Annotated in this window: 22 protein-coding genes, 1 tRNA gene and 1 pseudogene; 12 read left to right on the top strand and 12 right to left on the bottom strand. The window is 56.7% G+C overall.

Annotated features, from left to right (window positions below):
- Positions 1 to 457: 457 nt before the first annotated feature.
- The 5 genes from QRN24_RS13445 to rraB all read right to left on the bottom strand — a co-directional run bounded on the left by QRN24_RS13445 (position 458) and on the right by rraB (position 4,067).
- Entirely contained in the window at positions 458 to 1,702 is a 1,245-nt protein-coding gene (locus QRN24_RS13445) for a tyrosine-type recombinase/integrase (RefSeq protein ID WP_169330410.1), read from the bottom strand.
- A gap of 186 nt (positions 1,703 to 1,888) precedes the next feature.
- A tRNA-Leu gene (locus QRN24_RS13450) sits at positions 1,889 to 1,973 on the bottom strand.
- 104 nt (positions 1,974 to 2,077) lie between these two features.
- Complete coding sequence (locus tag QRN24_RS13455; RefSeq protein ID WP_020885380.1) at positions 2,078 to 2,806, bottom strand: hypothetical protein; 729 nt, start codon at positions 2,804 to 2,806, stop codon at positions 2,078 to 2,080.
- 30 nt (positions 2,807 to 2,836) lie between these two features.
- On the bottom strand, positions 2,837 to 3,595 hold the full coding sequence (miaE, locus tag QRN24_RS13460; protein ID WP_020885381.1) for a tRNA isopentenyl-2-thiomethyl-A-37 hydroxylase MiaE: 759 nt from the start codon (positions 3,593 to 3,595) through the stop codon (positions 2,837 to 2,839).
- A 46-nt stretch (positions 3,596 to 3,641) separates the two neighbouring features.
- Complete coding sequence (gene rraB / locus QRN24_RS13465) at positions 3,642 to 4,067, bottom strand: ribonuclease E inhibitor RraB (RefSeq protein ID WP_014168417.1); 426 nt, start codon at positions 4,065 to 4,067, stop codon at positions 3,642 to 3,644.
- Positions 4,068 to 4,187: 120 nt separating this feature from the next.
- Here rraB and argL point away from each other — a divergent pair, with 120 nt between their 5' ends.
- From argL to xynR, 3 genes are all read left to right on the top strand, one after another.
- Positions 4,188 to 4,262: a putative translational regulatory protein ArgL gene (gene argL / locus QRN24_RS13470; protein ID WP_223399268.1), complete on the top strand. Its 75-nt coding sequence runs from the start codon at positions 4,188 to 4,190 to the stop codon at positions 4,260 to 4,262.
- Positions 4,232 to 5,236, top strand: a complete 1,005-nt coding sequence (argF, locus tag QRN24_RS13475; RefSeq protein WP_151712069.1) for an ornithine carbamoyltransferase — start codon at positions 4,232 to 4,234, stop codon at positions 5,234 to 5,236. The genes argL and argF (QRN24_RS13475) overlap by 31 nt, the downstream gene beginning before the upstream one ends.
- 133 nt (positions 5,237 to 5,369) lie before the next feature.
- Positions 5,370 to 6,128, top strand: a complete 759-nt coding sequence (gene xynR, locus QRN24_RS13480) for a DNA-binding transcriptional repressor XynR (RefSeq protein ID WP_025205733.1) — start codon at positions 5,370 to 5,372, stop codon at positions 6,126 to 6,128.
- 4 nt (positions 6,129 to 6,132) lie between these two features.
- Here the strand turns inward: xynR and QRN24_RS13485 are convergent, their stop codons facing one another.
- From QRN24_RS13485 to QRN24_RS13505, 5 genes are all read right to left on the bottom strand, one after another.
- Positions 6,133 to 7,752: a glycoside hydrolase family 43 protein gene (locus QRN24_RS13485; protein ID WP_284942796.1), complete on the bottom strand. Its 1,620-nt coding sequence runs from the start codon at positions 7,750 to 7,752 to the stop codon at positions 6,133 to 6,135.
- An 11-nt stretch (positions 7,753 to 7,763) separates the two neighbouring features.
- Entirely contained in the window at positions 7,764 to 9,146 is a 1,383-nt protein-coding gene (locus QRN24_RS13490; protein WP_284942797.1) for an MFS transporter, read from the bottom strand.
- A gap of 335 nt (positions 9,147 to 9,481) precedes the next feature.
- Complete coding sequence (gene yagF / locus QRN24_RS13495) at positions 9,482 to 11,449, bottom strand: xylonate dehydratase YagF (RefSeq protein ID WP_025205737.1); 1,968 nt, start codon at positions 11,447 to 11,449, stop codon at positions 9,482 to 9,484.
- A gap of 14 nt (positions 11,450 to 11,463) precedes the next feature.
- Positions 11,464 to 12,372: a 2-keto-3-deoxygluconate aldolase gene (gene yagE / locus QRN24_RS13500; RefSeq protein ID WP_014168410.1), complete on the bottom strand. Its 909-nt coding sequence runs from the start codon at positions 12,370 to 12,372 to the stop codon at positions 11,464 to 11,466.
- A 218-nt stretch (positions 12,373 to 12,590) separates the two neighbouring features.
- Entirely contained in the window at positions 12,591 to 13,043 is a 453-nt protein-coding gene (locus QRN24_RS13505; protein ID WP_284942798.1) for a YhcH/YjgK/YiaL family protein, read from the bottom strand.
- A 675-nt stretch (positions 13,044 to 13,718) separates the two neighbouring features.
- Here QRN24_RS13505 and arcA point away from each other — a divergent pair.
- The 5 genes from arcA to QRN24_RS13530 all read left to right on the top strand — a co-directional run bounded on the left by arcA (position 13,719) and on the right by QRN24_RS13530 (position 18,966).
- The gene (gene arcA, locus QRN24_RS13510) at positions 13,719 to 14,939 is read left to right on the top strand and encodes an arginine deiminase (protein WP_284942799.1); all 1,221 of its coding nucleotides are present in this window, start codon (positions 13,719 to 13,721) and stop codon (positions 14,937 to 14,939) included.
- Between the two features lie 10 nt (positions 14,940 to 14,949).
- A complete protein-coding gene (gene arcC / locus QRN24_RS13515; RefSeq protein ID WP_284942800.1) occupies positions 14,950 to 15,861 on the top strand; it encodes a carbamate kinase in 912 nt (303 codons plus the stop codon).
- 90 nt (positions 15,862 to 15,951) lie between these two features.
- Positions 15,952 to 16,956, top strand: coding sequence for an ornithine carbamoyltransferase (argF, locus tag QRN24_RS13520; protein ID WP_020885389.1), 1,005 nt, complete (start codon positions 15,952 to 15,954; stop codon positions 16,954 to 16,956).
- Positions 16,957 to 17,002: 46 nt separating this feature from the next.
- Entirely contained in the window at positions 17,003 to 18,406 is a 1,404-nt protein-coding gene (locus QRN24_RS13525) for a YfcC family protein (RefSeq protein WP_020885390.1), read from the top strand.
- 80 nt (positions 18,407 to 18,486) lie between these two features.
- A complete protein-coding gene (locus tag QRN24_RS13530) occupies positions 18,487 to 18,966 on the top strand; it encodes an arginine repressor (protein WP_025205741.1) in 480 nt (159 codons plus the stop codon).
- A gap of 3 nt (positions 18,967 to 18,969) precedes the next feature.
- Here QRN24_RS13530 and QRN24_RS22840 read toward each other — a convergent pair.
- A pseudogene (locus tag QRN24_RS22840) lies at positions 18,970 to 19,087 on the bottom strand (hypothetical protein).
- Between QRN24_RS22840 and QRN24_RS13535 the strand changes: the two are divergent.
- From QRN24_RS13535 to ridA, 4 genes are all read left to right on the top strand, one after another.
- Positions 19,067 to 19,171: a pyrBI operon leader peptide gene (locus QRN24_RS13535; RefSeq protein ID WP_168769597.1), complete on the top strand. Its 105-nt coding sequence runs from the start codon at positions 19,067 to 19,069 to the stop codon at positions 19,169 to 19,171. The pseudogene QRN24_RS22840 and the gene QRN24_RS13535 sit on opposite strands and share 21 nt — an antisense overlap.
- A gap of 34 nt (positions 19,172 to 19,205) precedes the next feature.
- Entirely contained in the window at positions 19,206 to 20,138 is a 933-nt protein-coding gene (pyrB, locus tag QRN24_RS13540) for an aspartate carbamoyltransferase (RefSeq protein ID WP_014168402.1), read from the top strand.
- Positions 20,139 to 20,150: 12 nt separating this feature from the next.
- Positions 20,151 to 20,612, top strand: coding sequence for an aspartate carbamoyltransferase regulatory subunit (gene pyrI / locus QRN24_RS13545; RefSeq protein WP_025205744.1), 462 nt, complete (start codon positions 20,151 to 20,153; stop codon positions 20,610 to 20,612).
- A 74-nt stretch (positions 20,613 to 20,686) separates the two neighbouring features.
- A complete protein-coding gene (gene ridA / locus QRN24_RS13550) occupies positions 20,687 to 21,073 on the top strand; it encodes a 2-iminobutanoate/2-iminopropanoate deaminase (RefSeq protein ID WP_014168399.1) in 387 nt (128 codons plus the stop codon).
- 66 nt (positions 21,074 to 21,139) lie between these two features.
- On the opposite strand, the gene QRN24_RS13555 is transcribed toward ridA, so the two are convergent.
- Positions 21,140 to 23,524, bottom strand: a complete 2,385-nt coding sequence (locus tag QRN24_RS13555) for a beta-N-acetylhexosaminidase (RefSeq protein ID WP_284942801.1) — start codon at positions 23,522 to 23,524, stop codon at positions 21,140 to 21,142.
- Positions 23,525 to 23,606: the final 82 nt, after the last annotated feature.

The following is a 23,606-nucleotide window of genomic DNA, read 5'->3' on the forward strand; positions in this document are numbered from 1 at the left end:
GTTATTAAGTTGATGTTGCTCACAATCGCCCCCCAGAATCGTGTTACACAAGCTACAGGAGAAAAAAGGGGATGACAAGAACGGAGTAATCAGTCCCTGAAAAAATTTTCAGGGACTGATGTTAGTGAGGAATATACTCAAAATACTCATCTTGAGAATGAGAACATCTTTGGCATCGCCTCAGAATACCTTTTTCCTCAAGAGAGAGACAAAAATTTCGACATGACTCAAGAAGGACGTCAGAATTTTCATTTTTATCTTTAGAAATCAATGCCCTAGCGAGTGTGTCATAACTAAAACCTCCCGTTGAGTGCGATACAATGCTCATCGCAAGTTGAGTATCGAAAGTTTTCATAGTGCACCTCTGAGTCGCCAGAATAATACAGTTATAAAAAAGTATGGGTTATAGTTCAAGCCGGCTTTTCAAATTCGAACATAGCAAGCATCAGGAATTAGACTACTTGCCAAAGTCATAAGGGCTAACTTCGCTTTCCCTATTCGCATCCAAAAAATCAGCCCACCACTGCAGCATCAGTCGCCGTTCATCAAGATGTTCGGCCTTATGAATGTAAGCTGCGCGTACTGAGTTGCGTTCCATATGGCTCATCTGCCTTTCCACTGCATCCCTCGACCACAATCCAGACTCGATCAATGAACTACAGGCCATTGTCCTGAAACCGTGCCCACAAACCTCTACCTTCGTGTCATAACCCATAACGCGCAGCGCCTTGTTCACCGTGTTTTCACTCATCGGTTTGCGATGGTCATGATCGCCGATGAAAACAAAATCGCGATCACCACTAAGTTTGTAAACATCTTTCAGAATTGCTAAAGCTTGATGAGAAAGCGGCACCAGATGAGGTGTACGCATTTTTGAACCACGCTGTGAATGCTTTACTCCTTCAATAGCTTCGCGCTCTGCAGGTATTGCCCACATTGATGTTTCGAAATCGATCTCAGACCAACGAGCAAAGCGTAGTTCACTTGAACGAATGAATACTAGGAGCGTGAGTTCGACGGCAAGTCTAGTAAGAGGTCTACCGGTATAACTATCTATGCGCCGTAATAGTTCTGGGATTCGCTTCAACTGAAGAGCAGGTCGATGCTGCCTGTTACTTGAAGCAACAGCGCCAACCATCTCCTGCGCGGGGTTATAGTCCAGTAAACCACTCTGTACGGCATAGCGCATAATTGCCGTGGTTCGCTGTTGTAATCGTGAAGCAACCTCAAGCCGTCCTGACAGTTCTACCGCTTTGATTGGGGCCAGCAGGTCTCTAGTTTTAAGATCAGCGATATTCCGCTTACCTATGGCAGGGAAGAGATTGTCCTCCAGGCTTTTAAGCACTCGTCGACTATGTTCTTCCGACCACTTTTTATTTGTGGCATGCCACTCAATAGCAAGCTGCTCAAAAGTACGTGCTTCCTCCTGCTCAATCTTATCATTTTTCTTTTTATCTCCCGGATCGATGCCGTTTGCTAAAAGCTTACGAGCGTCATCGCGACGAGCTCTGGCATCTGCAAGAGATACGTCAGGGTAAACACCCAGAGCCAGCATCTTTTGCTTTCCGCCAAATCGATACTGCAGACGCCAGTACTTAGAGCCATTTGGATGAACAAGAAGGTGCATACCGTTGCCATCGGTCAGCTTATATTGCTTATCCGTTGGCTTGGCTGTTCTGACTTTGATATCTGTTAGAGCCATGCTTATCCCCTCCCTGTTGGTACAAGCATTATCGAACCGGAAATACCATCATCTGTACCAACATCTGTTGGTAGATGCACGTTGAAGTCGGTTGACCTTGAGAGAGTTAATATAGCGGGAATGATGGCTAAATACTGGATTTCAGACACAAAAAAAGACGTCCGTTGACGTCTATTGATGTTCCGATGGTGCCGAAGGCCGGACTCGAACCGGCACGTATTTCTACGGTTGATTTTGAATCAACTGCGTCTACCGATTTCGCCACTTCGGCACTGAAGGGGATGCGGAAACGTTGTGGATTATACCTGTCGCGCGCCGCCATGCAAGCGGCGACGCGCTAAACCTACGCTAAGTGCCCAAAAAACCAGCGCCCTGTCATTCTACCTCGGAAACCGCCAGTCGAATCACGCCTGCCGCCTTCTGCTCTGGCAGCGCCAGCACCTTCGCCCACATCTCCTGCACCATGTCGCAGGAGAGCTTCTCTTTGCCCACCGCCTTCTCCGGCATCTGCAGCAGCTGGATGTCCTCGCCGTACTTGTCGGCCAGCGTTTTCATAATCGGGCGGACATCCGTCACCGCGGCTTCGCGTTCTTCCGGGGTTACGGTGTGGCGGTTTTTGCCGTAGGCCGCGCGCATCATATCGGCGTCGGCCTGCATGCGCCGCGTCATCAGGTCTTTATCCAGCATGCGCATCGGGTTGACGCCCCCTTTTACCGCCGGGTAGAGGAAGCGGAAACAGGCGTCGTCGCTCACCTTCTGAATGGCAGCGGTCTGCTCCATGTTGATCGTCATATAGTTCACCACGTTAGCGTCCGGCGCGTTTTGCAGGCGCGACATCTGCAGATGCAGGATCTGCGGCTGGATGGTGTCGATAATCTTCTGTTCCGGCTCGCCGGCTTTTTGCAGGGCCGCCATCTGGTCAAGAATGCGCTGATGAAGCACAGGCTCCTGCTCTTTTATCACCTGCCAGGCGGGCATTGCGTTGAGGGTGGTATCAAGCTGCTGTTCGGGGGTGTGCTGGCGTTGTTTGTCGAAGTAGACCCAGAACGCCACGACGGCGGCCAGGAGAGTCACCACGACTATACGGATCCACGTTTTATTCATCTCGCATCCTTTTCTTTTCGCTATGCCGGTTTACACCGGCACGCCGCTGTGAAAGCGAAACTCATTGTCCGGTGTCGAGATAAGTGTGGCTTCAATTTCGCCAAAAAGCTGTATGCGCGGTGAGATATCGTCGTCGCTCACCTGTTGGGCAAGCGTCAGGTAGTCCTGATAGTGGCGCGCTTCCGAGCGCAGCAGCGAGAGATAAAACTTCTGCAGATCGTCGTCGAGGAACGGGGCCAGCGCGGCGAAACGCTCGCAGGAGCGGGCTTCGATGTAGGCACCGCAGATGAGCTTGTCGATAAGCGTCAGCGGTTCGTGCGTGCGCACCGCTTTCAGCATCCCTTTGGCGTAGCGGCTGGCGGTGATTTTGACGTACGGAATGTCGCGCGCCAGCATCGCCTCGCGCACCTGCCAGAAGTGGTGCAACTCTTCTTTGATCAGCAGCACCATGCTGTCGATAAGCGCCTGGCCCCACGGGTCGTCGGTTTTGGGCATGACGCTTTTGCTAATCTGCTTATGCAGGGCCACAAAATCCGGTTCCGGGCCTTCGCGGAAGGTGAACGCTTCGTAGGGTCTGAGCCAGTCGAGCAGCACGTCGGCACCGCTTTCATCGGCGACGTATTTGCGCACCAGCAGCAGCGCGGTCTGGGCGGCCTTGAGCTCGCACACCATGTGGTCGGTGAGCAGCAGCGGCAGGTTCGCCGGGTCGCGGGCTTTATCAATCCATGCTTGCGGGGTCGGGCACTGGAGGAAGGTAAGAACAGGGGCGAGTATCTGCGGGTAATCCATGGTTCTGCCTTGAAAAAGCGGTGGCGCGCGCCACCGCCTGAAACGCTTAGTGACGCACGCCGTCGTCGTCTTCGTCGATGAAATCTTCGTCGTCGCCTTCTTCGCCGTCTTCACCGTTCGGATCTTCGAAGTAGGTTCCCCAGCCGTCGTATTCCACTTCAAACTTCTCGGCCAGGTTCATCAGCTGTTCGACCTGAGCGTCGATCAGTTCTGCTTTCAGCGCGCCTTCGCTCAGAATATCGCAGCAGATGACGGTGTCGCCCTCTTCCACTTCCAGCTCTTCCGGCTCGGTCACTTCGTAACCCAGTTTGAAAGCTTCTACCGCCAGTTTTTCCAGCGCGTCGAAATCGTCAGCAGAGAAATGGTGCTCGATGGTGTACAGCGCGTCCGGATCGCTACCGTCTTCCAGCAGTTCTTCGATAATCAGGCGCGTCTCTTCGCGTTGCTCTTCCAGGTGTTCCGGGTTTGCCATGGCTCATTCCTCTTTAAAGTGCGGCAGATACTTCTATTTTCACACACGGACGGGTTTGCCTCCACCTTTGTTGGAAAGATTTGTGAAACGGGGTTGCAAATGAATAATTAGACATATAAAGTGAATTTTAATTCAATAAGTGGCGTTTGCCATGTGAGGATAAAATGTCTGATCTGTACAAGAAACACTTTCTGAAATTGCTCGATTTTACCCCTGCACAGCTCAATTCCCTGCTGACCCTTGCCGCTCAGCTTAAAGCCGATAAAAAAAAGGGTAAGGAAGTACAAAAGCTTACTGGCAAAAACATCGCGCTCATCTTCGAAAAAGACTCAACCCGTACACGATGCTCTTTCGAAGTTGCCGCATTTGACCAGGGCGCGCGCGTCACGTATTTAGGGCCGAGCGGCAGCCAGATTGGGCATAAAGAATCAATTAAGGACACCGCACGGGTACTCGGGCGGATGTACGATGGCATTCAGTATCGCGGTCACGGCCAGGACGTGGTCGAAACGCTGGCGCAGTATGCAGGCGTGCCGGTGTGGAACGGGCTGACCAACGAGTTCCACCCAACGCAATTGCTGGCGGACCTGCTGACCATGCAGGAGCACCTGCCGGGCAAAGCGTTTAACGAGATGACGCTGGTTTATGCGGGCGATGCGCGTAACAACATGGGTAACTCGATGCTGGAAGCGGCGGCGTTAACCGGGCTGGATCTGCGTCTCGTGGCACCGAAAGCCTGCTGGCCGGAAGAGAGCCTGGTGGCGGAGTGCAGCGCGCTGGCGGAGAAGAATGGCGGGAAGATCACCCTGACGGAAGAGGTAGCGGCCGGCGTGAAAGGGGCGGATTTCATTTATACCGATGTGTGGGTGTCGATGGGCGAGGCCAAAGAGAAGTGGGCCGAGCGGATTGCCCTGCTGCGCGGGTATCAGGTGAACGCGCAGATGATGGCGCTGACCGGTAACCCGGACGTGAAGTTCCTGCACTGTCTGCCGGCGTTCCATGACGACCAGACCACGCTGGGTAAGCAGATGGCGAAAGAGTTCGATCTGCACGGCGGAATGGAAGTGACGGACGAGGTGTTTGAATCGGCGGCGAGCATTGTGTTTGACCAGGCGGAAAACCGGATGCATACCATTAAGGCGGTGATGGTGGCGACGCTTGGGGAGTGATCCTCTGTAGTCTTGTGCCCTCACCCCGGCCCTCTTCCACAAGGAGAGGGCGTAAACCGGCGCCACTTCATTGATTTTTCCGCCTGAAAAAGGTACGTTTTCGCCTTAATTCCTGCGTGGACATACCAGCATTATGCCGATTATTCAGTCTGTTGAACGTGCGTTGCAGATCCTCGACCTGTTTAACGAGCAGGCCACCGAGCTTAAGATCACCGACATCAGCAAACTGATGGGGCTGAGCAAAAGTACCCTCCACTCGCTGCTGAAAACCCTGCAGCTTCACGGCTATATCGATCAGAACCCGGAAAACGGTAAATATCGCCTCGGCATGAAGCTGGTTGAGCGCGGCCATTTTGTGGTGGGCTCAATCGATATTCGCCAGAAGGCGAAAGGCTGGCTGACGGAGCTGTCGCAGCGTACCGGGCAGACCACCCATCTGGGGATCCTGGACGGTCGTGAAGGCGTTTATATCGAGAAGATCGAAGGCAAGCTGGCGGCTATCGCCTATTCACGCATTGGTCGTCGGCTGCCGGTTCACGCCACCGCCATCGGCAAGGTGTTGATTGCCTGGCTTGGCGAGGCCGAGCTGAACGCCCTGCTTGAGGGCTATCAGTACACCACCTATACCCCTTCCACCCTTGCCTCCCGCGACGCGTTGCTGGAGGCCCTCGCAAAGACCCGCGAGCAGGGTTACGCCTTCGACCGCGAAGAGAACGAGCAGGGCGTGCGCTGCGTGGCGGTACCGGTGTGGAACCATGAATCCCGCGTGATTGCCGCCCTGAGTCTGTCGACGCTGACGTCACGGGTGGATGACGCCGAACTGGCCAGCTTCCGCGAGCAGCTTCAGCAGGCCGGGCTCCAGCTCTCACGCGCGCTGGGTTACCCGGCCTGAGCCGCTATTTCGTGAGCGGTTCGTAGGTGAAGTAATCAAAGTCTGCGTGGCAGCCGTCACCGCTGATGTCTTCGCAGTGCAGGCCGACAAACGCGCCGGTAAAGAAGCCGCGCCCGCCGATGTAGTCATCCGACAGTTTCCACGCTTCATACGTCACCGGCACGGTGTGCCACGTGTCACCGTCAAACGAGTAGCTGTAGCGGTAAACCAGGGTGTCGACGTCAACCCGTAACCAGATGCTCTCTGCGCTGTCCGGTACCGGGATCGGCTGTTCATGCAGAGGCCACGACGGCACGTTGTGGTCAAGCTGGATCACTTTAATCGTCCTGCCCTGCCCCTCCTCGTAGTCCACAAAGCAGTAGCTCCAGTTTTTACTGTTGTAGTAGCAGGTCAGCCCGGCGCTCTGCTGGAAGTGAACCGGCGAGAACTGCATGCGCGTCTCTGCCCGGAAGGCGAAGTGCTGCCAGCGGCGTGCCACGGTCGACTGGGTAAAGGTCGAGTTAAGCGAGTCGTTGCCGTAAAGTCGCAAATACCCCGGGCGCACGCTCAGCGAGCCGAGGGTGTCGTCGAACGGAATGCGCAGGGTCTGCAGCTCCGGGTCAAGCGTGCTGCCGTCGAAATCCTCCCGCCAGCTGTCCCGGGAGGCGGCGGGCTGCTCCGCTATCTGCGGGCCGGGGACGGTCAGCTGCGCGTGTTTGCCGCCGTCAACGTACGGCCAGCCGTCGCGCCATTCGATGCGCGCAATGCCGGTCTCGCGTCCCAGCGGGCAGTAGCCGCGCCCGCCCGAGGCCAGCAGCGGTATACCCGGCAGGCGCAGCGGTCGGCTGGTGAGGTAGGCCATATACCACTCCCCGGTGTGGGTCTGCAGCAGCGAGCCGTGGCCGCTCTTCTGCAGCGGGTTCTCCGGCAGATGCCAGCTGGTCATCATCGTCACGTCCGGATGCAGTTCGTACGGCCCGTCGAGCGTTTTTGAGCGCAGCACCACCACCGCGTGTTCATAGCTGGTGCCGCCTTCGGCGACCATCAGGTAGTACCAGCCCTCTTTACGATAAAGGTGCGCCCCTTCGGTGTAGCAGAGCGGCGTGCCGGTAAACAGGGTTTTGCGCTCGGGCGAAAGGGTGCCGGTCTGCGGGTCAAACTCCTGCATCACGATGGTGTTATGCGGGTTGCTGTGATGGCGCGGCCCCCACGGGCGGTAGAGGTAGTATTTACGGCCATCATCGTCGTGGAACAGCGACGGGTCAAACCCTCCGTTGCCCATCGGGATCGGTTCGCTCCACGGCCCCTCGATGGAGGGCGCAGTGACGAGAAAGTTACGGCCATTTTTCCACGGCGAATCGACAATTTTCACGTCGGTGTACAGCAGCCAGAATTGGCCATCGGCGTAGCTCAGGCACGGCGCCCAGATGCCGCCGGAGTCCGGGTTGCCCTTCATGTCCAGCATCGACACCCTGTCCAGCGGCGTGCTGACCAGCGACCAGTTCTTCATGTCGCGGGAGTGGTAGATGCGCACGCCCGGAAACCATTCAAACGTCGAGGTGGCGATGTAGTAATCCTCCCCCTGACGGCACAGGGACGGGTCAGGGTTGAAGCCGGTGAGGATCGGGTTTGTTATCGTTGTCATGTTGCCTCCTGTTAATGGGATGCGGCTGTCGCAGCGTCGGGCACGGCGTCACCCTGCGTTGCACGGTGCTTAATCAGCTGCTGGCTGATGGCCGCCACGCGGGCGTCGGTGAGTCTGTAGAACGACAGCATGATGAACATGCCCACGTAGAGCACCACCGGCACCACGCAGAACAGAATTTTAATGGTGGTCAGCACTTCGACCGGCTGCACGCTGCTGCTGGCGGAGTAGTTCACATACGCCAGGATCCAGCCCACCACCGCACCGCCAATCGCCAGACCGATCTTCAGGCTGAACAGGTAGGTGGAGAACACCAGCCCGTCGAGACGGCGACCGCTGCGGCTCTCCTCGTAATCCACCACGTCAGAAGCCATCAGCCACTGCAGGGGCGTGGTGGTGTTAAAGACGAACAGGAACAGAATGTTAAGGGCGAAAATCAGGGCGATATGTTCGGCCGGGATGAAGAAAATCAGCAGGCTGATCAGGGAGTAGGCCACGATAATCCACTTGAAGGCGGTCACCCGGTCAAAGCGCCCCAGCAGGCGGGATGAGCAGAGCGAACCAAACATGGTGGCGAGGCTGCCGTAAAGCAGAAACTGCGTCGCCATCTCCGGGTGATCCATGACGTATTTCACGAAGTAGAGCGTCGCCCCGCCGCGGACCACGTTGGAGCAGGTCGCCATCATCTTGAACGCACACATAATGCGCCACTGGGTATTGCCGAACAGAAGCTTGAGGTCTTTCGACACCGACGATCCCGGCTGCACCTCAAAGGTGTAGCGCTCTTTGGTGGTGAAGAAGCAGACGTAGAGCAGCACCACGCCACTCAACCCCAGCACGCACATGGCGCCGAAATAACCAACCTGCTCATCGCCTTTACCAATGATGCTCACCAGCGGCAGGGCAATACCACTGATGGCCAGCGATCCCGCCGCCGCGAGGAAAAAGCGCCAGGACTGCAGCGCGTGGCGCTCTTTCGGGTCAGCGGTGATGACGCCTGGCATGGCGCAGTAAGGGACGTTAACGAAGGTGTAGACCAGGGTCAGCAGAATGTAGGTTATGCAGGCGTAGATGATTTTACCCTGCGCGGAGAAGTCCGGCGTGTAGAAGGTCAGCACGCAGACAATCCCAAACGGGATCGCGCCCCACAGCAGGAACGGGCGGAACTGGCCGTGACGCGTGCGTGTGCGGTCAACCAGCAGCCCCATCAGCGGATCGGTGACGGCATCCAGCACGCGGGAAACTAAAAACAGCGTCCCCATAATGCCCGCCGACAGGCCAAACACGTCGGTATAGAAATAGGCCAGCAGGAACATGGTGGCCTGCCAGACAAAGCCGCAGGCGGTGTCACCCAGCCCGTAGCCAATTTTATCTTTCATGGTTAATTGCATCATTACCCCCAACGGCAGTACGTGGAACAGTGCAAACGCCAGGGTCCTGATTCAGGCAAATAAATGCCCGGTGCATCATCAGGAATACACCCTTATTTCGTGTGCTGAATTCACAACATCGTGTTAATAGAGTGTAATTAAGTGTTCAATTAACCGACAATGGTCAGATCTTATTTCTGAATTATGATATTTTGCTTTTGTGACGCCACTCGACATCCTGATATCATTTAAAGACCTTGCTTTTCATGTAATTACATTATTTTCGAAATAATAAAAAACAGACATGCAAAAGCCGTCCACGGAATATTCCCCGTAGACGACAAGAGCCAGAAATATAATTAAAGACCGAGCGCTTTTTTACCGGCGTTAATTACCTCGATGATTTTATCGGTGTCATAAATACATCCTTTCCAGGTGCCGCCGCTCACCGACTGCAGAGCCGCCCACAGGCGGGTATCGTCCGGTAAAAATGCGTGGGCGTGCAGGTCAGGATGCACCGGACGCGACGCCAGCACGCGCGCCCCCTCTTCCGGCGTCAGCGGCTGTTCCGCCGTGCCGATAAAGTTAACGCTGCCCGTTAAGGACAGGCGGTCGACGCTGATCTCAATGATATCGTTGTCGCGCAGCTTGCCGATGGGGCCACCTGCCAGCGCTTCCGGCGACACATGGCCGAAGCACGCCCCGGTTGATACCCCCGAGAAGCGCGCATCGGTGATCAGCGATACCGTCTTGCCCCACGAGATATGTTTCAGCGCAGAGGTTAGCTGGTAGGTCTCTTCCATGCCGGTGCCGGACGGGCCTCCGCCAATCACCACCATAATATCGCCCTGCTGGATCGCCTCCTGCTTGATGGCCTTGATGGCCTGCGCTTCAGAGACAAACACCCGCACCCGGCCGGTATGGCGGTAAACGCCATCGTCATCCACAACAGACGGGTCGATGGCCGTGGCTTTGATCACCGACCCTTCGGGCGCGATATTGCCGGTCGGGAAGCAGACCGTCGAGGTCAGGCCTTTCGCGTGGGCGCGTTCAGGCGGCAGGATCACGTCATCCGGATCGACGCCGTCCTGCTCGCGCAGGCACTGACGAAAACGCGCCCGACGCGCTGAGTTTTCCCACCAGTCGAGGTTCTCCCCGACCGTCTGGCCGGTAACGGTCATGGCATCTTCATGCAGCAGCCCCAGCTTGCGCAGATGGAGCATAACCTCCGGCACGCCGCCCGCCAGGAAAGCACGCACCGTCGGGTGGTAGTCCGGGCCGTTTGGCAGCACGCTCACCAGACGCGGAACCTTACGGTTGATGCGCGTCCAGTGCGCCACATCCGGAATGGTGCAGCCCGCCGCATGGGCAATCGCCGGGATGTGCAGCAGCAGGTTGGTGGAGCCGCCAAACGCCGCGTGAAGCACCATGGCGTTTTCAATGGCTTTGTCGGTCAGGATATCGCGGGTCGTGATCCCACGGTTATCCAGCTCGCTCACCGCCCGCGCAGACTGACGGGCAATCTCCAGCCATACGGCCTGCCCGGACGGGGCGAGCGCGGAGTGCGGCAGCGCCAGACCCAGCGCTTCGGCCACCACCTGTGACGTTCCCGCGGTGCCGAGAAACTGACAGCCGCCGCCGGGTGATGCGCAGGCGCGGCATCCCAGCTCGGCAGCCTCCTGCAGCGACAGCTCATGGTTAGCGAAACGCGCACCAATGGTCTGCACTTTTCCGGCGTCTTCCCCCACGGTCGGCGGCAGCGTCGCCCCACCCGGCACCAGAATGGTTGGCAGATCATGCATGGAGGCCAGCGCAATCATGGTCGCGGGCAGCCCTTTATCGCAGGTTGCCACGCCGATCACCGCGCGCCGCGTCGGCAGGGAGCGGATCAGACGACGAAACACGATCGCCGCGTCATTACGGTACGGCAAGGAGTCGAACATGCCGTGGGTGCCCTGAGAGCGTCCGTCGCACGGATCGCTGACGAAGGCCGCAAACGGGATCCCACCATTACGGGTGATCTCCTTCGCCGCCGCCTGCATCTGCATGCCAATCTCCCAGTGCCCGGTGTGGTAGCCCAGCGCAACAGGTCGCCCGTCCCCGGCGCGAATGCCGCCCTGCGTACCGATAATCAGCACCTCTTTGCCGGTCAGCTTGTTGGCGTCCCAGCCCATACCGGCGTTTTGCGTCATGCCAAACAGGTTACCGCTGGGGGATTCCATCAGCATTTGCGGGGTCAGCGGCAGTGCCCCCTGCGGCCCGGCCGCATGGGTGATGACGGCATAAAACGCATCGTCCTGTGGGGTGAAAATTTTCTCAATGGTCATCGTCGTCTTCCGGCTCAGCAGAGCTTGAGCTGTTGCAACAGGGTTTTCAGCTGCGCCTTACGCGGTTCATCCAGTGGCGACGCGGGCGGCAGCACGTATGTGGAGATCGGGCGGCCGCACAGCACAATCGCCTCTTTAATGACGTTCACAAACGGCGTATCGAGCTGATACATCTGCGGTATTTGCAGCAGGACCTGGTGGTATTCGGCCGCCTTCGCCACCTCCTGGTCACGCCAGGCCTTCAGCAGATTCACCGACACCTGCGGAGCAAAGTTACCGCTGGCCGAGATCGCGCCATCGCCCCCCAGCAGCAACGTATTAAACAGATGATCGTCATAGCCGCACAGCACCGTGAAGTGCGGATGGGCAGATTTGACGGTGTGGATCATGCTGCGCAGATGGGCGACGGAATCGATCGTGTCTTTGATGCCGACAATATTACTCCGCGAGTCGGCCAGGGTTTTGACCAGCGCCGGAGTCAGATCCTGCCCGGTCAGCGCCGGGAAGTTATACAGCATTACCGGCAGCGTGACGCTGTCTGCCACCTGTTCGAAATAGCGGATCAGATTCGCTTCGGACACTTTCCAGTAGTACGGGTTGATCACCACGATCCCGTCGGCGCCGGCCTGCTGCGCATGCTGGCTCAGTTCAAGGGTTTCCCGGGCGTTGGTGCCACCGGTGCCAATCAGCACCGGCACCCGGCGATCGACATGATCGATAGCAAACCGGGCAATGGTTTTACGCTCTTCGGCGTTTAGCTGGGAGAACTCGCCGCCGCTGCCCAAAAAGAACAGGCCATCGACCCCTGCGGCGATCAGGTCGTCGATCAACGCGGCGGTGCCGTGTTTATCAAGCTGTCCATCGGCGGTAAAGATGGTGGAGACAGGGGGAATGATTCCCGTGAACAACGCGGTCTGCGGCATGAGATCTCCTTGCTGAATTATTTTGTTCTACATTATAGAACAGCGTTCATTAATTTAACGATCATACTATGACGCAGAAAAAGCGCAGGTAAATGGGAGGCGATGAGGGAGTGCGGAAAATATAAGCTGGATCACATAATGACGGGCTGCGGCCTGATGCTTTCACCCTCTCCCACCGGGAGAGGGAACGTTTTACCCTTCTTTAACGCTAACAGGGCTTACCCCACCAGCATTTTCACCACCACTTTACGCACCTTCGCAGGCGCGCCCGCCGCGCACAGCGGCTTGTGCACTTCACCCGGATAGAACACCACAAAATCACCTTCACTTAACACCACCGTTTTCTCCTGCCCGCCCTCGGGCAAAAACGCGATGTCTTTATCCGCCAGCCAGTCGGTGTCCGGCGTACCGTGCGGCAGGGTACTGAAGGTCATCCCCTCCTGGCCTTTCATGATTATCTGAATATCCAGATAGCGGGCGTGATACTCAGCGCGACGCTCGGTAAACGGCTGGGTCATATCTTCAGACACCAGATAAAACAGGTTGTTGCCGTCGATGTCGTGTTTGCCGCAGGGGGTAGCATCGGTAACGTGCGCCTTGACGTACTCGATAGCCTGACGCAGTTCTTCAGGTAGCCAGGACTGCAGATGATGGATGTTGCCAGCGATCATAAATAAACCCTCAATATAAAACAGCGTTTCATTTTAATCTTTTATACGAGAATTCAGACTGTCCTACCACCGCTTTTTCGATGAGTTTTGCGCGAGCGCATGTTTATCGGGAAATGTGTTACTCCACTGTTAATCGCTCACAGGCATTTATGCAGTCTTTATGCATAACCTCAGCCCTCCGCTTTCAGGCCGTGATGCTAACTTACTGATCGTATACGCTTCATAGCAAAACTCTCTGTGACTTCACACTTTATCATTTTGGTAATTTGCTATTAAATCCCATAATTATTTATTGATTTTTCTTAAGTCAAAAATAGTTAATGGGTAATAGTGCATAGTCATTCTGCGCGCCGTTTAATTATCATTAAAATCAATACCATAACTAAATATGTCAAAACATTAAATTCTACAAAATAATAACAACTCCAAATAATGCCAACGGATCCTGCTTAGCTATTCACCCGCAAATATAATCAAATTAATCATTATCTGATACGAATCATGCAAATGAAAACAAACTCCTTAATAGCCATTTTCACGTGAGCGACGTCACAATATTCATTATTTAAGCGCCTACTATAAATCTCGAAATCAATTGAGCTTAGCCGCCATGTAAATAAAGACATCACATGGCGCATGCCCTTTTTATTCTGAAAAACAGTTAAAGGAATAATTATGGAAAAGCATTACGTCGGTTCTGAAATTGGTCAATTGCGTAGCGTTATGCTGCACCGCCCAAATTTAAGTCTGAAACGTTTAACGCCATCGAACTGCCAGGAGCTGCTATTCGATGATGTGCTCTCGGTTGAGCGGGCGGGTGAAGAGCATGACATCTTCGCTAACACCCTGCGCGAACAGGGTGTGGAAGTCCTGCTGTTGACCGACCTTCTCACGCAAACCCTTGATATTGCGGAGGCCAAAACCTGGCTGCTGGAGACGCAAATCTCTGACTATCGCCTCGGGCCAACCTTTGCCGGCGACGTGCGCGGCTGGCTGGCAGATATGCCACACCGCGAACTGGCACGCAGATTAAGCGGCGGATTAACCTACGGTGAAATTCCGGCGGCCTTTAAAAATATGGTGGTGGATACCCACACGGCAAATGATTTTATTATGAAGCCACTGCCTAACCATTTATTTACCCGCGATACCTCGTGCTGGATTTATAACGGCGTGTCAATTAACCCGATGGCCAAAGCGGCCCGCCAGCGTGAAACCAATAATCTCCGGGCCATATATCGCTGGCACCCTGTATTTGCCGATGGCGATTTTATTAAGTATTTCGGCGATGAAAACATTAATTACGACCACGCCACGTTAGAGGGCGGCGACGTATTAGTTATTGGCCGCGGCGCAGTGTTAATCGGCATGTCTGAACGCACCACGCCGCAGGGGGTTGAGTTCCTCGCCAATAGCCTGTTCAAACACCGCCAGGCCGAGCGCGTCATCGCTGTGGAACTGCCAAAACACCGCTCCTGCATGCACCTCGATACCGTCATGACCCACATCGACGTGGACACCTTCTCCGTCTACCCGGAAGTGGTGCGCAAAGACGCTCAGTGCTGGACGCTCACCCCGGACGGCCGCGGTGGCCTGCTGCGCACCCAGGAAACGGATCTGCTGCACGCCATTGAAAAAGCACTCGGCATTAATCAGGTACGCCTGATCACCACCGGCGGCGACGCCTTTGAAGCCGAACGCGAACAGTGGAATGACGCGAATAACGTGCTGACCATCCGCCCGGGCGTGGTGATTGGCTACGAGCGTAACGTCTGGACCAACGAGAAATATGACAAAGCGGGTATCACCGTGCTGCCTATCCCGGGTGACGAACTGGGACGCGGCCGCGGCGGCGCGCGCTGCATGAGCTGCCCACTGGAACGCGACGGAATTTAAAGGAGCCATCATGGAACGAAAACCCACTCTGGTTGTGGCGCTTGGCGGTAACGCATTGCTGAAACGCGGCGAGCCGCTGGAAGCGGAGATCCAGCGCCAGAACATCGAGCTAGCGGCCCGCACCATCGCCGGGCTGACGGAACAGTGGCGCGTGGTACTGGTTCACGGCAACGGGCCGCAGGTTGGGCTGCTGGCGCTGCAAAACAGCGCGTACGACAAAGTCACCCCCTACCCGCTGGACATCCTCGGCGCCGAAAGTCAGGGAATGATCGGCTACATGCTCCAGCAGGCGCTGAAAAACAATCTGCCCCAGCGTGAGGTGAGCGTCCTGCTCACCCAGGTGGAAGTAGACGCCGCCGATCCGGCATTTACTAACCCGACCAAATACATCGGCCCGGTCTACAGCGAAGCCCAGGCAAAAACGCTGCAGGCGGAGAAAGGCTGGGTGTTCAAGGCCGACAGCAGCTATTTCCGCCGGGTGGTTCCCTCTCCACAGCCGAAACGCATCGTTGAGAGCGACGCCATCACGGCACTGATACAGCGCGATCACCTGGTGATCTGCAACGGCGGCGGCGGCGTGCCGGTGGTGGAAAACGCCAATGGGTATCACGGCATTGAAGCGGTGATCGACAAAGACCTCTCTGCCGCCCTGCTGGCGCGCCAGATTGAAGCCGATGCCCTGCTGATCCTGACCGATGCCGACGCGGTGTACCTCGACTGGGGCAAACCAACCCAGCGTCCACTGGCACAGGTCACGCCGGAACTGCTCAGGGGCATGCAGTTTGACGCCGGTTCGATGGGGCCAAAAGTGGCCGCCTGCCGCGAGTTTGTCGAGGCCTGCAACGGCATCGCCGGGATCGGCGCGCTGGCCGACGGGGCAGACATTCTGGCGGGCGAGAAAGGCACGTTGATTCGCCACTGAACCGTATTTTCCCCTCACCTTCCCTCTCTCCCTGTGGGCGAGGGTCGGGGTGAGGGCACCAGACAACACCATTTTAAAAGGGACGACCCAATGACCATCAATCTGAAAAACCGTAACTTCCTCAAACTGCTGGACTACACCCCAGCAGAAATCCAGTACCTGATCGACCTGGCCATCGAACTCAAAGCCGCCAAAAAAGCCGGACGTGAAAAACAAACCCTGGTCGGGAAAAACATCGCCCTGATTTTTGAAAAAACGTCCACGCGCACCCGCTGCGCTTTTGAAGTCGGTGCCTTTGACCAGGGCGCACAGGTGACCTACCTCGGCCCAAGCGGCTCGCAGATTGGCCACAAGGAGTCGATGAAAGACACCGCCCGCGTGCTGGGGCGGATGTACGACGGCATCGAGTATCGCGGCTACGGCCAGGCCATCGTGGAAGAGCTGGGCGAGTATGCGGGCGTGCCGGTGTGGAACGGCCTGACCGACGAGTTTCACCCTACGCAGATCCTCGCCGACCTGATGACCATGCTGGAGCATGCTCCGGGCAAAACCCTGCCGGACCTGAGCTTTGCCTACCTTGGCGACGCGCGGAACAACATGGGCAACTCCCTGATGGTCGGTGCCGCCAAAATGGGGATGGATATCCGCCTCGTCGCACCGAAATCGTTCTGGCCGGAAGCCGGGCTGGTTGAGCAGTGCCGCGCCATCGCCAAAGAGACCGGCGCACGCATCACGCTCACCGACGACGTGGAGGAAGGCGTACACGGTGCCGATTTCCTCTACACCGACGTGTGGGTCTCGATGGGCGAGCCGAAAGAGGCATGGGCCGAGCGCGTCAGCCTGATGAAGCCTTACCAGATTAACGCCCAGGTGATGAAAGCCACCGGCAACCCGAACGTCAAGTTCATGCACTGCCTGCCGGCGTTCCACAACGAACACACCAAAGTCGGCCGTGAAATCGAGATGGCCTACGGCCTGAAAGGGCTGGAGGTGACGGAAGAGGTCTTCGAATCACCGAACTCAATCGTCTTTGACGAAGCAGAGAACCGCATGCACACCATTAAAGCGGTCATGGTGGCGACACTCGGCGACTAATCACCGCCCGGCGCGCCACGGGGTGCGCCGGGTACAGGAGAACATCATGGGCAAGTTCAAGTTTCCCTCCGCTTACACCATTCTCTTTTTTCTGATTGCCGTTGTAGCGGCACTGAGCTGGGTCGTACCTGCCGGTCAGTATCAGATGGCAATGAATGAAACCCTCGGTAAAGAAGTGCCGATTGCCGGAACGTACGCGCACGTGGCGGCGCATCCGCAGGGGCTGGTTTCCGTACTGATGGCCCCCATTGCCGGGCTGTACGATCCCGTTTCCGGCCAGGCCGGAGCGATCGACGTCGCGCTGTTTATTCTGATCATCGGGGGATTTCTCGGGATCGTCACCAAAACCGGGGCGATCGACGCCGGGATCGAGCGCGTAACCACCCGCCTTCGCGGACGTGAAGAGTGGATGATCCCGATCCTGATGGCGCTGTTCGCGGCTGGCGGCACCATTTACGGCATGGCCGAAGAGTCCCTGCCCTTCTATACCCTGCTGGTCCCGGTAATGCTGGCCGCTCGTTTCGATCCGGTTGTCGCCGCATCCACCGTGCTGCTCGGGGCGGGGATCGGCACGCTCGGCTCCACCATCAACCCGTTTGCCACGGTGATCGCCGCTAACGCCGCCGGGATCCCGTTCACCAACGGTATCGCCCTGCGCGTGGCGCTGCTGGTGATCGGCTGGATCATTTGCGTGGCATGGGTGATGCGCTATGCCCGTAAAGTGCGGCTGGATCCGTCATGCTCCATCGTCGCAGACAAGCAGGAAGAGAACCTCGCCCACTTCCTCGGCAATAAAGGCGAGCAGTCGCTGGAATTTACCCCGGTGCGCAAAATCATTCTGCTGATCTTCGCCCTCGCCTTCGCGGTGATGATCTACGGCGTAGCGGTGCTGGGCTGGTGGATGGCGGAGATCTCGGCGGTATTTTTGGCCAGCGCCATTATCGTCGGGCTGATTGCCCGTATGAGCGAAGAGGAGCTGACCTCGACGTTTATCAACGGCGCGCGAGATTTGCTGGGCGTCGCGCTGATTATCGGCATTGCGCGCGGTATCGTAGTCATTATGGATAAGGGCATGATTACCCACACCATTTTGCACAGCGCGGAAGGGCTGGTCAGCGGGTTGTCCACGGTGGCGTTTATCAACGTGATGTACTGGCTTGAGGTCGTGCTGTCGTTTCTTGTGCCTTCTTCGTCCGGCCTGGCCGTTCTGACGATGCCGATCATGGCACCCCTTGCTGATTTCGCTAACGTCAACCGCGACCTGGTGGTTACGGCTTACCAGTCGGCCTCCGGCATCGTTAACCTGGTCACGCCGACCTCAGCGGTTGTGATGGGCGGTCTGGCGATTGCCCGTGTGCCTTACGTGCGTTACCTGAAATGGGTTGCGCCGCTGCTGGCGATCCTGACGGTGGTGATTATGGTGGCGTTAAGCCTGGGTGCCTTGTTGTAATTTGCCGGCTGGCACTGCGCCTGTCCGGCCTACGGACCGGTGCGGTGCCACCGGTTATGTCGGGAACTGATATGGGAAATATGATGGATTACGAAGACTGCTCTCCCAGAGAACAACTGCAGCTAACGGTGTGCCAGCAGCTGATCGCCGAAAAGAGTTATCTCTCCCAGGAAGAAATCCGCCGCGATTTGCAGGAGAGAGGGTTTGACAGCATCAGCCAGTCGACCGTTTCGCGTCTGCTGAAATTGCTCGGTGTCATAAAAATTCGAAATGCCAAAGGGCTAAAGATTTATTCGTTGAATCCTCAGTTGCGCCCTGCCCCCGATGCCGCGCGTACCGTTTCCGAAATGGTGGTGAGCGTGGAGCATAATAGCGAATTTATCCTTGTTCATACCGTGGCCGGATATGGCCGTGCGGTGGCGCGAATTCTGGATTATCACCAGTTACCGGAAATTTTAGGTGTGGTTGCCGGAAGCAGTATCGTCTGGGTCGCACCCCGGGTGGTGAAGCGTACTGCGCTGGTGCATAAACAAATTAATTATTTACTCAGAACGAATTAATATTCATAAAGAACCGTTTGCATTGAGTAAAGTGTGCATTAAACCCCTTGATCCGAAAATCGAGCTGCGTATAATGCCCGACAATTTGCCGGGAGGAAGCATGGTCAAGCGTGTACGACATAACGTCTTACCGCGTCTGAAATCAGACGCTGGCCTGCCGTTTTTCTTCCCGTTGCACAATCTATTCCCAGAGCCCCTCATTTGAGGGGCTTTTTTTTGCCCGGCGTCAGGAGATAAACATGAATCCGCTTTATCAAAAACACATCATTTCCATAAACGACCTCAGCCGCGAAGAGCTGGAACTGGTTCTGGAAACCGCGGCAAAACTGAAGGCAAATCCGCAACCGGAACTGCTGAAGCACAAGGTGATTGCGAGCTGCTTCTTCGAAGCGTCGACCCGCACCCGCCTCTCCTTCGAAACCTCCATGCACCGCCTCGGCGCGAGCGTGGTGGGGTTTTCAGACAGCAGCAACACCTCGCTGGGTAAAAAAGGCGAAACGCTGGCGGATACCATTTCAGTTATCAGTACCTACGTTGACGCGATTGTGATGCGCCACCCGCAGGAAGGCGCGGCGCGTCTGGCGACCGAATTTTCCGGCGGTATTCCGGTGCTGAACGCCGGAGACGGGGCCAACCAGCATCCGACGCAGACCCTGCTGGATCTGTTCACCATTCAGGAAACGCAGGGCCGTCTGGAAAACCTGAACATCGCCATGGTGGGTGACCTGAAATATGGCCGTACCGTTCACTCGCTGACCCAGGCGCTGGCGAAATTTAACGGCAACCACTTCTTCTTCATCGCGCCGGACGCGCTGGCGATGCCGCAGTACATCCTCGACATGCTGGACGAAAAAGGGATCCCGTGGAGTCTGCATGCCAGCATCGAAGAGGTGATGGGCAACGTTGATATTCTGTATATGACCCGCGTGCAAAAAGAGCGTCTGGATCCGTCTGAATACGCCAACGTGAAGGCACAGTTTGTGCTGCGCGCCAGCGACCTCGACGGCGCACGCGAGAATATGAAGGTGCTGCACCCGCTGCCACGTATCGATGAGATCACCACAGACGTGGATAAAACGCCGCACGCCTGGTACTTCCAGCAGGCCGGAAACGGCATCTTCGCCCGCCAGGCGTTACTGGCACTGGTTCTGAATCGCGAATTGGCTCTGTAAGGGGAAATGACAATGACACACGATAACAAACTCCAGGTTGAAGCCATCAAACGTGGCACCGTGATTGACCACATCCCTGCCCAGATCGGCTTTAAGCTGCTGACGCTGTTCAAGCTGACCGAAACCGACCAGCGCATCACCATCGGCCTGAACCTGCCGTCGGGTGAAATGGGCCGCAAAGACCTGATCAAGATTGAAAACACCTTCCTGACCGACGAGCAGGTTAACCAGCTCTCTCTGTACGCGCCGGATGCCACCGTGAACCGCATCGACGAGTACGAAGTGGTCGGTAAATCCCGTCCCAATCTGCCGGATCGCATTGAAAATGTGCTGGTCTGCCCGAACAGCAACTGCATCAGTCATGCTGAGCCGGTTTCGTCCAGTTTTGCAGTGAAAAAACGTGCCGATGACATCGCACTCAAATGCAAATACTGCGAAAAAGAGTTTTCTCATTATGTGGTGCTGGCCAACTAATTGAGGTTGGTAAAGGATCCCGGCCTCCCTATAATGGCCGGGAACATTTAATCAGCTGTTATTCTGGAGAAATCATGACCAAAGTACTCGCGACGGAAAATGCACCAGCGGCTATCGGCCCATACGTTCAGGGCGTTGATCTGGGTAGCATGATTATTACCTCTGGCCAGATCCCGGTGAACCCAAAAACGGGTGAAGTGCCAGAAGACGTGGCGGCGCAGGCGCGCCAGTCGCTGGAAAACGTACAGGCTATCGTGGAGTCTGCGGGTCTGAAAGTGGGCGACATCGTGAAAACCACCGTGTTCGTGAAAGATCTGAACGATTTCGCGACCGTTAACGCCACGTACGAAGCGTTCTTCACTGAGCACAACGCCACTTTCCCTGCACGCTCCTGTGTGGAAGTTGCGCGTCTGCCTAAAGACGTGAAAATTGAAATCGAAGCGATCGCCGTACGTCGCTAAGTTTCAGTCAGGGGGCAGCCGAGGCTGCCTTTGCGCCCGGCAGGCAACGCGCTACCGGGCGTTTTGCTACTGATTCCGCGTCGCCCGTAGTAGCGTCTCCAGCGGATACACCGCCGCAATCACCACTTCATCCTGTATTTTCGCCGCGTTATCCAGCTCGCCCTGAATAGAGGCAATCTCGTTGTCATCCAGCGTCCCCTGACGCGCCACCAGATCCGTCAGCCGCAGGCCAATCGAGGCCAGCTTATCCACCTCCTGAATAACCGGTTTAATCGCCTTCAGTCCGTAGCTGTTTTCGCTTAATGCCAGCGCATCGCTGGTGTTGCTTTGCCAGCGGTTGAAGACGTGGCGCAGCGCGTCGGCGCTTTCCGTGTCTTCCGCGTCGCTGACCAGGCGGTCAGCCCATTTGTTCATCTGGCGCACCGTGGCACTTTCGGCGTTGAGCGCATCAGCAAACCGATTGAGCGGTTCGAACTGATGGTAATTTCCGGCCTGGAACTTAAGATGCTGACGGGTGTAATACTGCGCCGGCTCGATTGCCTGCGCGAGGATTTGCAGCGGAAGGGTATCGGCGTTATTCGCCAGACGCGTGAACTGCACCTGCTGCTGAGTATGCTGCTGCAGCCCGACCGAGACCGTCGACCAGCTGTCCATCGCCTGCAGGCGGGTGTACATATTGTCGACATCGTTAACGTCCTGCGCGGACCATAACCGCTCCGCCACCGCAAAGGTGCGCGGCCACAGGCGGATATCCAGCACCGGTGCGACCACGTTTTCCGCCCACAGCGCGGCTTCCCCGCCGAGCAGGTTCACCTGATGAGCGGCGTCCGGTACCACCGGCGGGATGCCTTTGGGGATATCGTCCAGGCGCTTGCCGCTAATGGGATAGCGGGCATTGCCCACCAGGAAATAGCCGCTCAGCTTATCGTTGTCCACCGACACCACCGGGCGCGTTTCGCCCATCCAGGTATCGACGGTAAACGTCACCTGATTGTCGTCGCGCCACGCAATATCCTGTACCGCACGACGGGATTTCCCGGCGAAATCAATAAATCCACGCCAGCCGGAATCCCCTTTCACCAGGGTGAAGCTCCCCTCCACCGGCTTGCCTTTCAGACGCGGCATGGTGAATGTCCAGCTTTGAGCGCTGTCGGTGTCGCCAATCACATCCTCGCCGTTTAACCCCTGCGGCACAATTTCATTGCGGTAGTGATAGGCAGTGGACTGGGGCTGATCGAGGTAAAAACCGGTCGAGAGAATGCCTTTATAGCCATTTTGCGCCACCTGCCCCAGCGCGTCCTGGCCCTGCCAGGACTGGATCAAGATGCTTTTTGGCAGATCAGGATGAGCAATTTCATCCCAGCCCACCATCTGCCGGTGGTATTTTTCGAGGATATTTTCCAGCTTGCGGTTGAAATAGGCCTGCAGGGCGTGGCTGTCTGCCAGTGTGTTGTCGCGCATAAACTGCTGAATGGCGGCGTTCGCTTTCCACTGGGTGTCATCCACCTCATCGCCGCCGATATGCAGATACGGATCGGGGAAGATCGCCGCCAGTTCACTGACCATCGCCTCCGCAAACTGATAGGTCGCCGCTTTTGTCGGATCCAGGACCGGTTTCAGCACGCCCCAGTGGCGCGCCATCTCATACGGTCCCGGGGCGCTCATCAGTTCCGGGTAGGCCACGGCAATCGCCGAGGCGTGGCCCGGCATGTCGATCTCCGGCACCACGCGGATGCCGCGCTCGGTAGCATAGCGCACAACGTCGCGCATCTGTTCCGGCGTATAAAACAGCCCGTCGCTGGCGAGCTGCGTGAGCTTTGGATAGCGTGTCGAGCTGAAGCGCCAGCCCTGATCGTCGGTCAAATGCCAGTGCAGCACGTTGAGTTTTGCCGCCGCCATACCGTCAATCTGCCGTTTGATATCCGGCAGCGGGATAAAGTGTCGTGCCGAGTCAAGCAGCAGCCCACGCCACGGGAAGCGGGGGGAATCCTCAATAGTGACCCACGGCAGAGAGGTGTTTTCCGCCCCGTTTTGTATCAGCTGCAGCAGGGTTTCCATGGCGCGCAGCGCGCCAAAACGGGTGTTGGCGGTGATATCCACGCCACTGGCATCGACCGTGAGCGTATAGCGCTCATCGCTGTCCGGCAGCGGCTGCGGCTTCACTTTTTTGGTAATGACAATGCGGATAGTGGGCTTGTCCGGTTTAACGACCTGCGGCTGTAGCGTCCAGCCGGTTTGCAGGGCGATGCGCTGGCGCAGACGGTTGACCGCGTCGCCGAGGTCGTCTCCGGTAACGCTGACGGAAAGGGTGTTGTTGAGTACCAGTGCGCCCTGCGTCGCGGGACGTTCAACCTTCGCAGGCCAGGGCATCAGGGGAAGGTCGCCTGCCGGAGCGGCAAACGCTGACGCGCCGAGCATCAGCCCGGCGGTTAAGAGACTGTACCGTAACATGAATGTTCCTTATCTGACGGGCCAAATAAAGGCAAAACATTCAGTTAACATGCGCTCATTTTGTCGTCAAGCGAATGCGCTG

The organism is Enterobacter sp. MEB024, from assembly GCF_030209635.1.
Classification (GTDB): domain Bacteria; phylum Pseudomonadota; class Gammaproteobacteria; order Enterobacterales; family Enterobacteriaceae; genus Enterobacter; species Enterobacter ludwigii.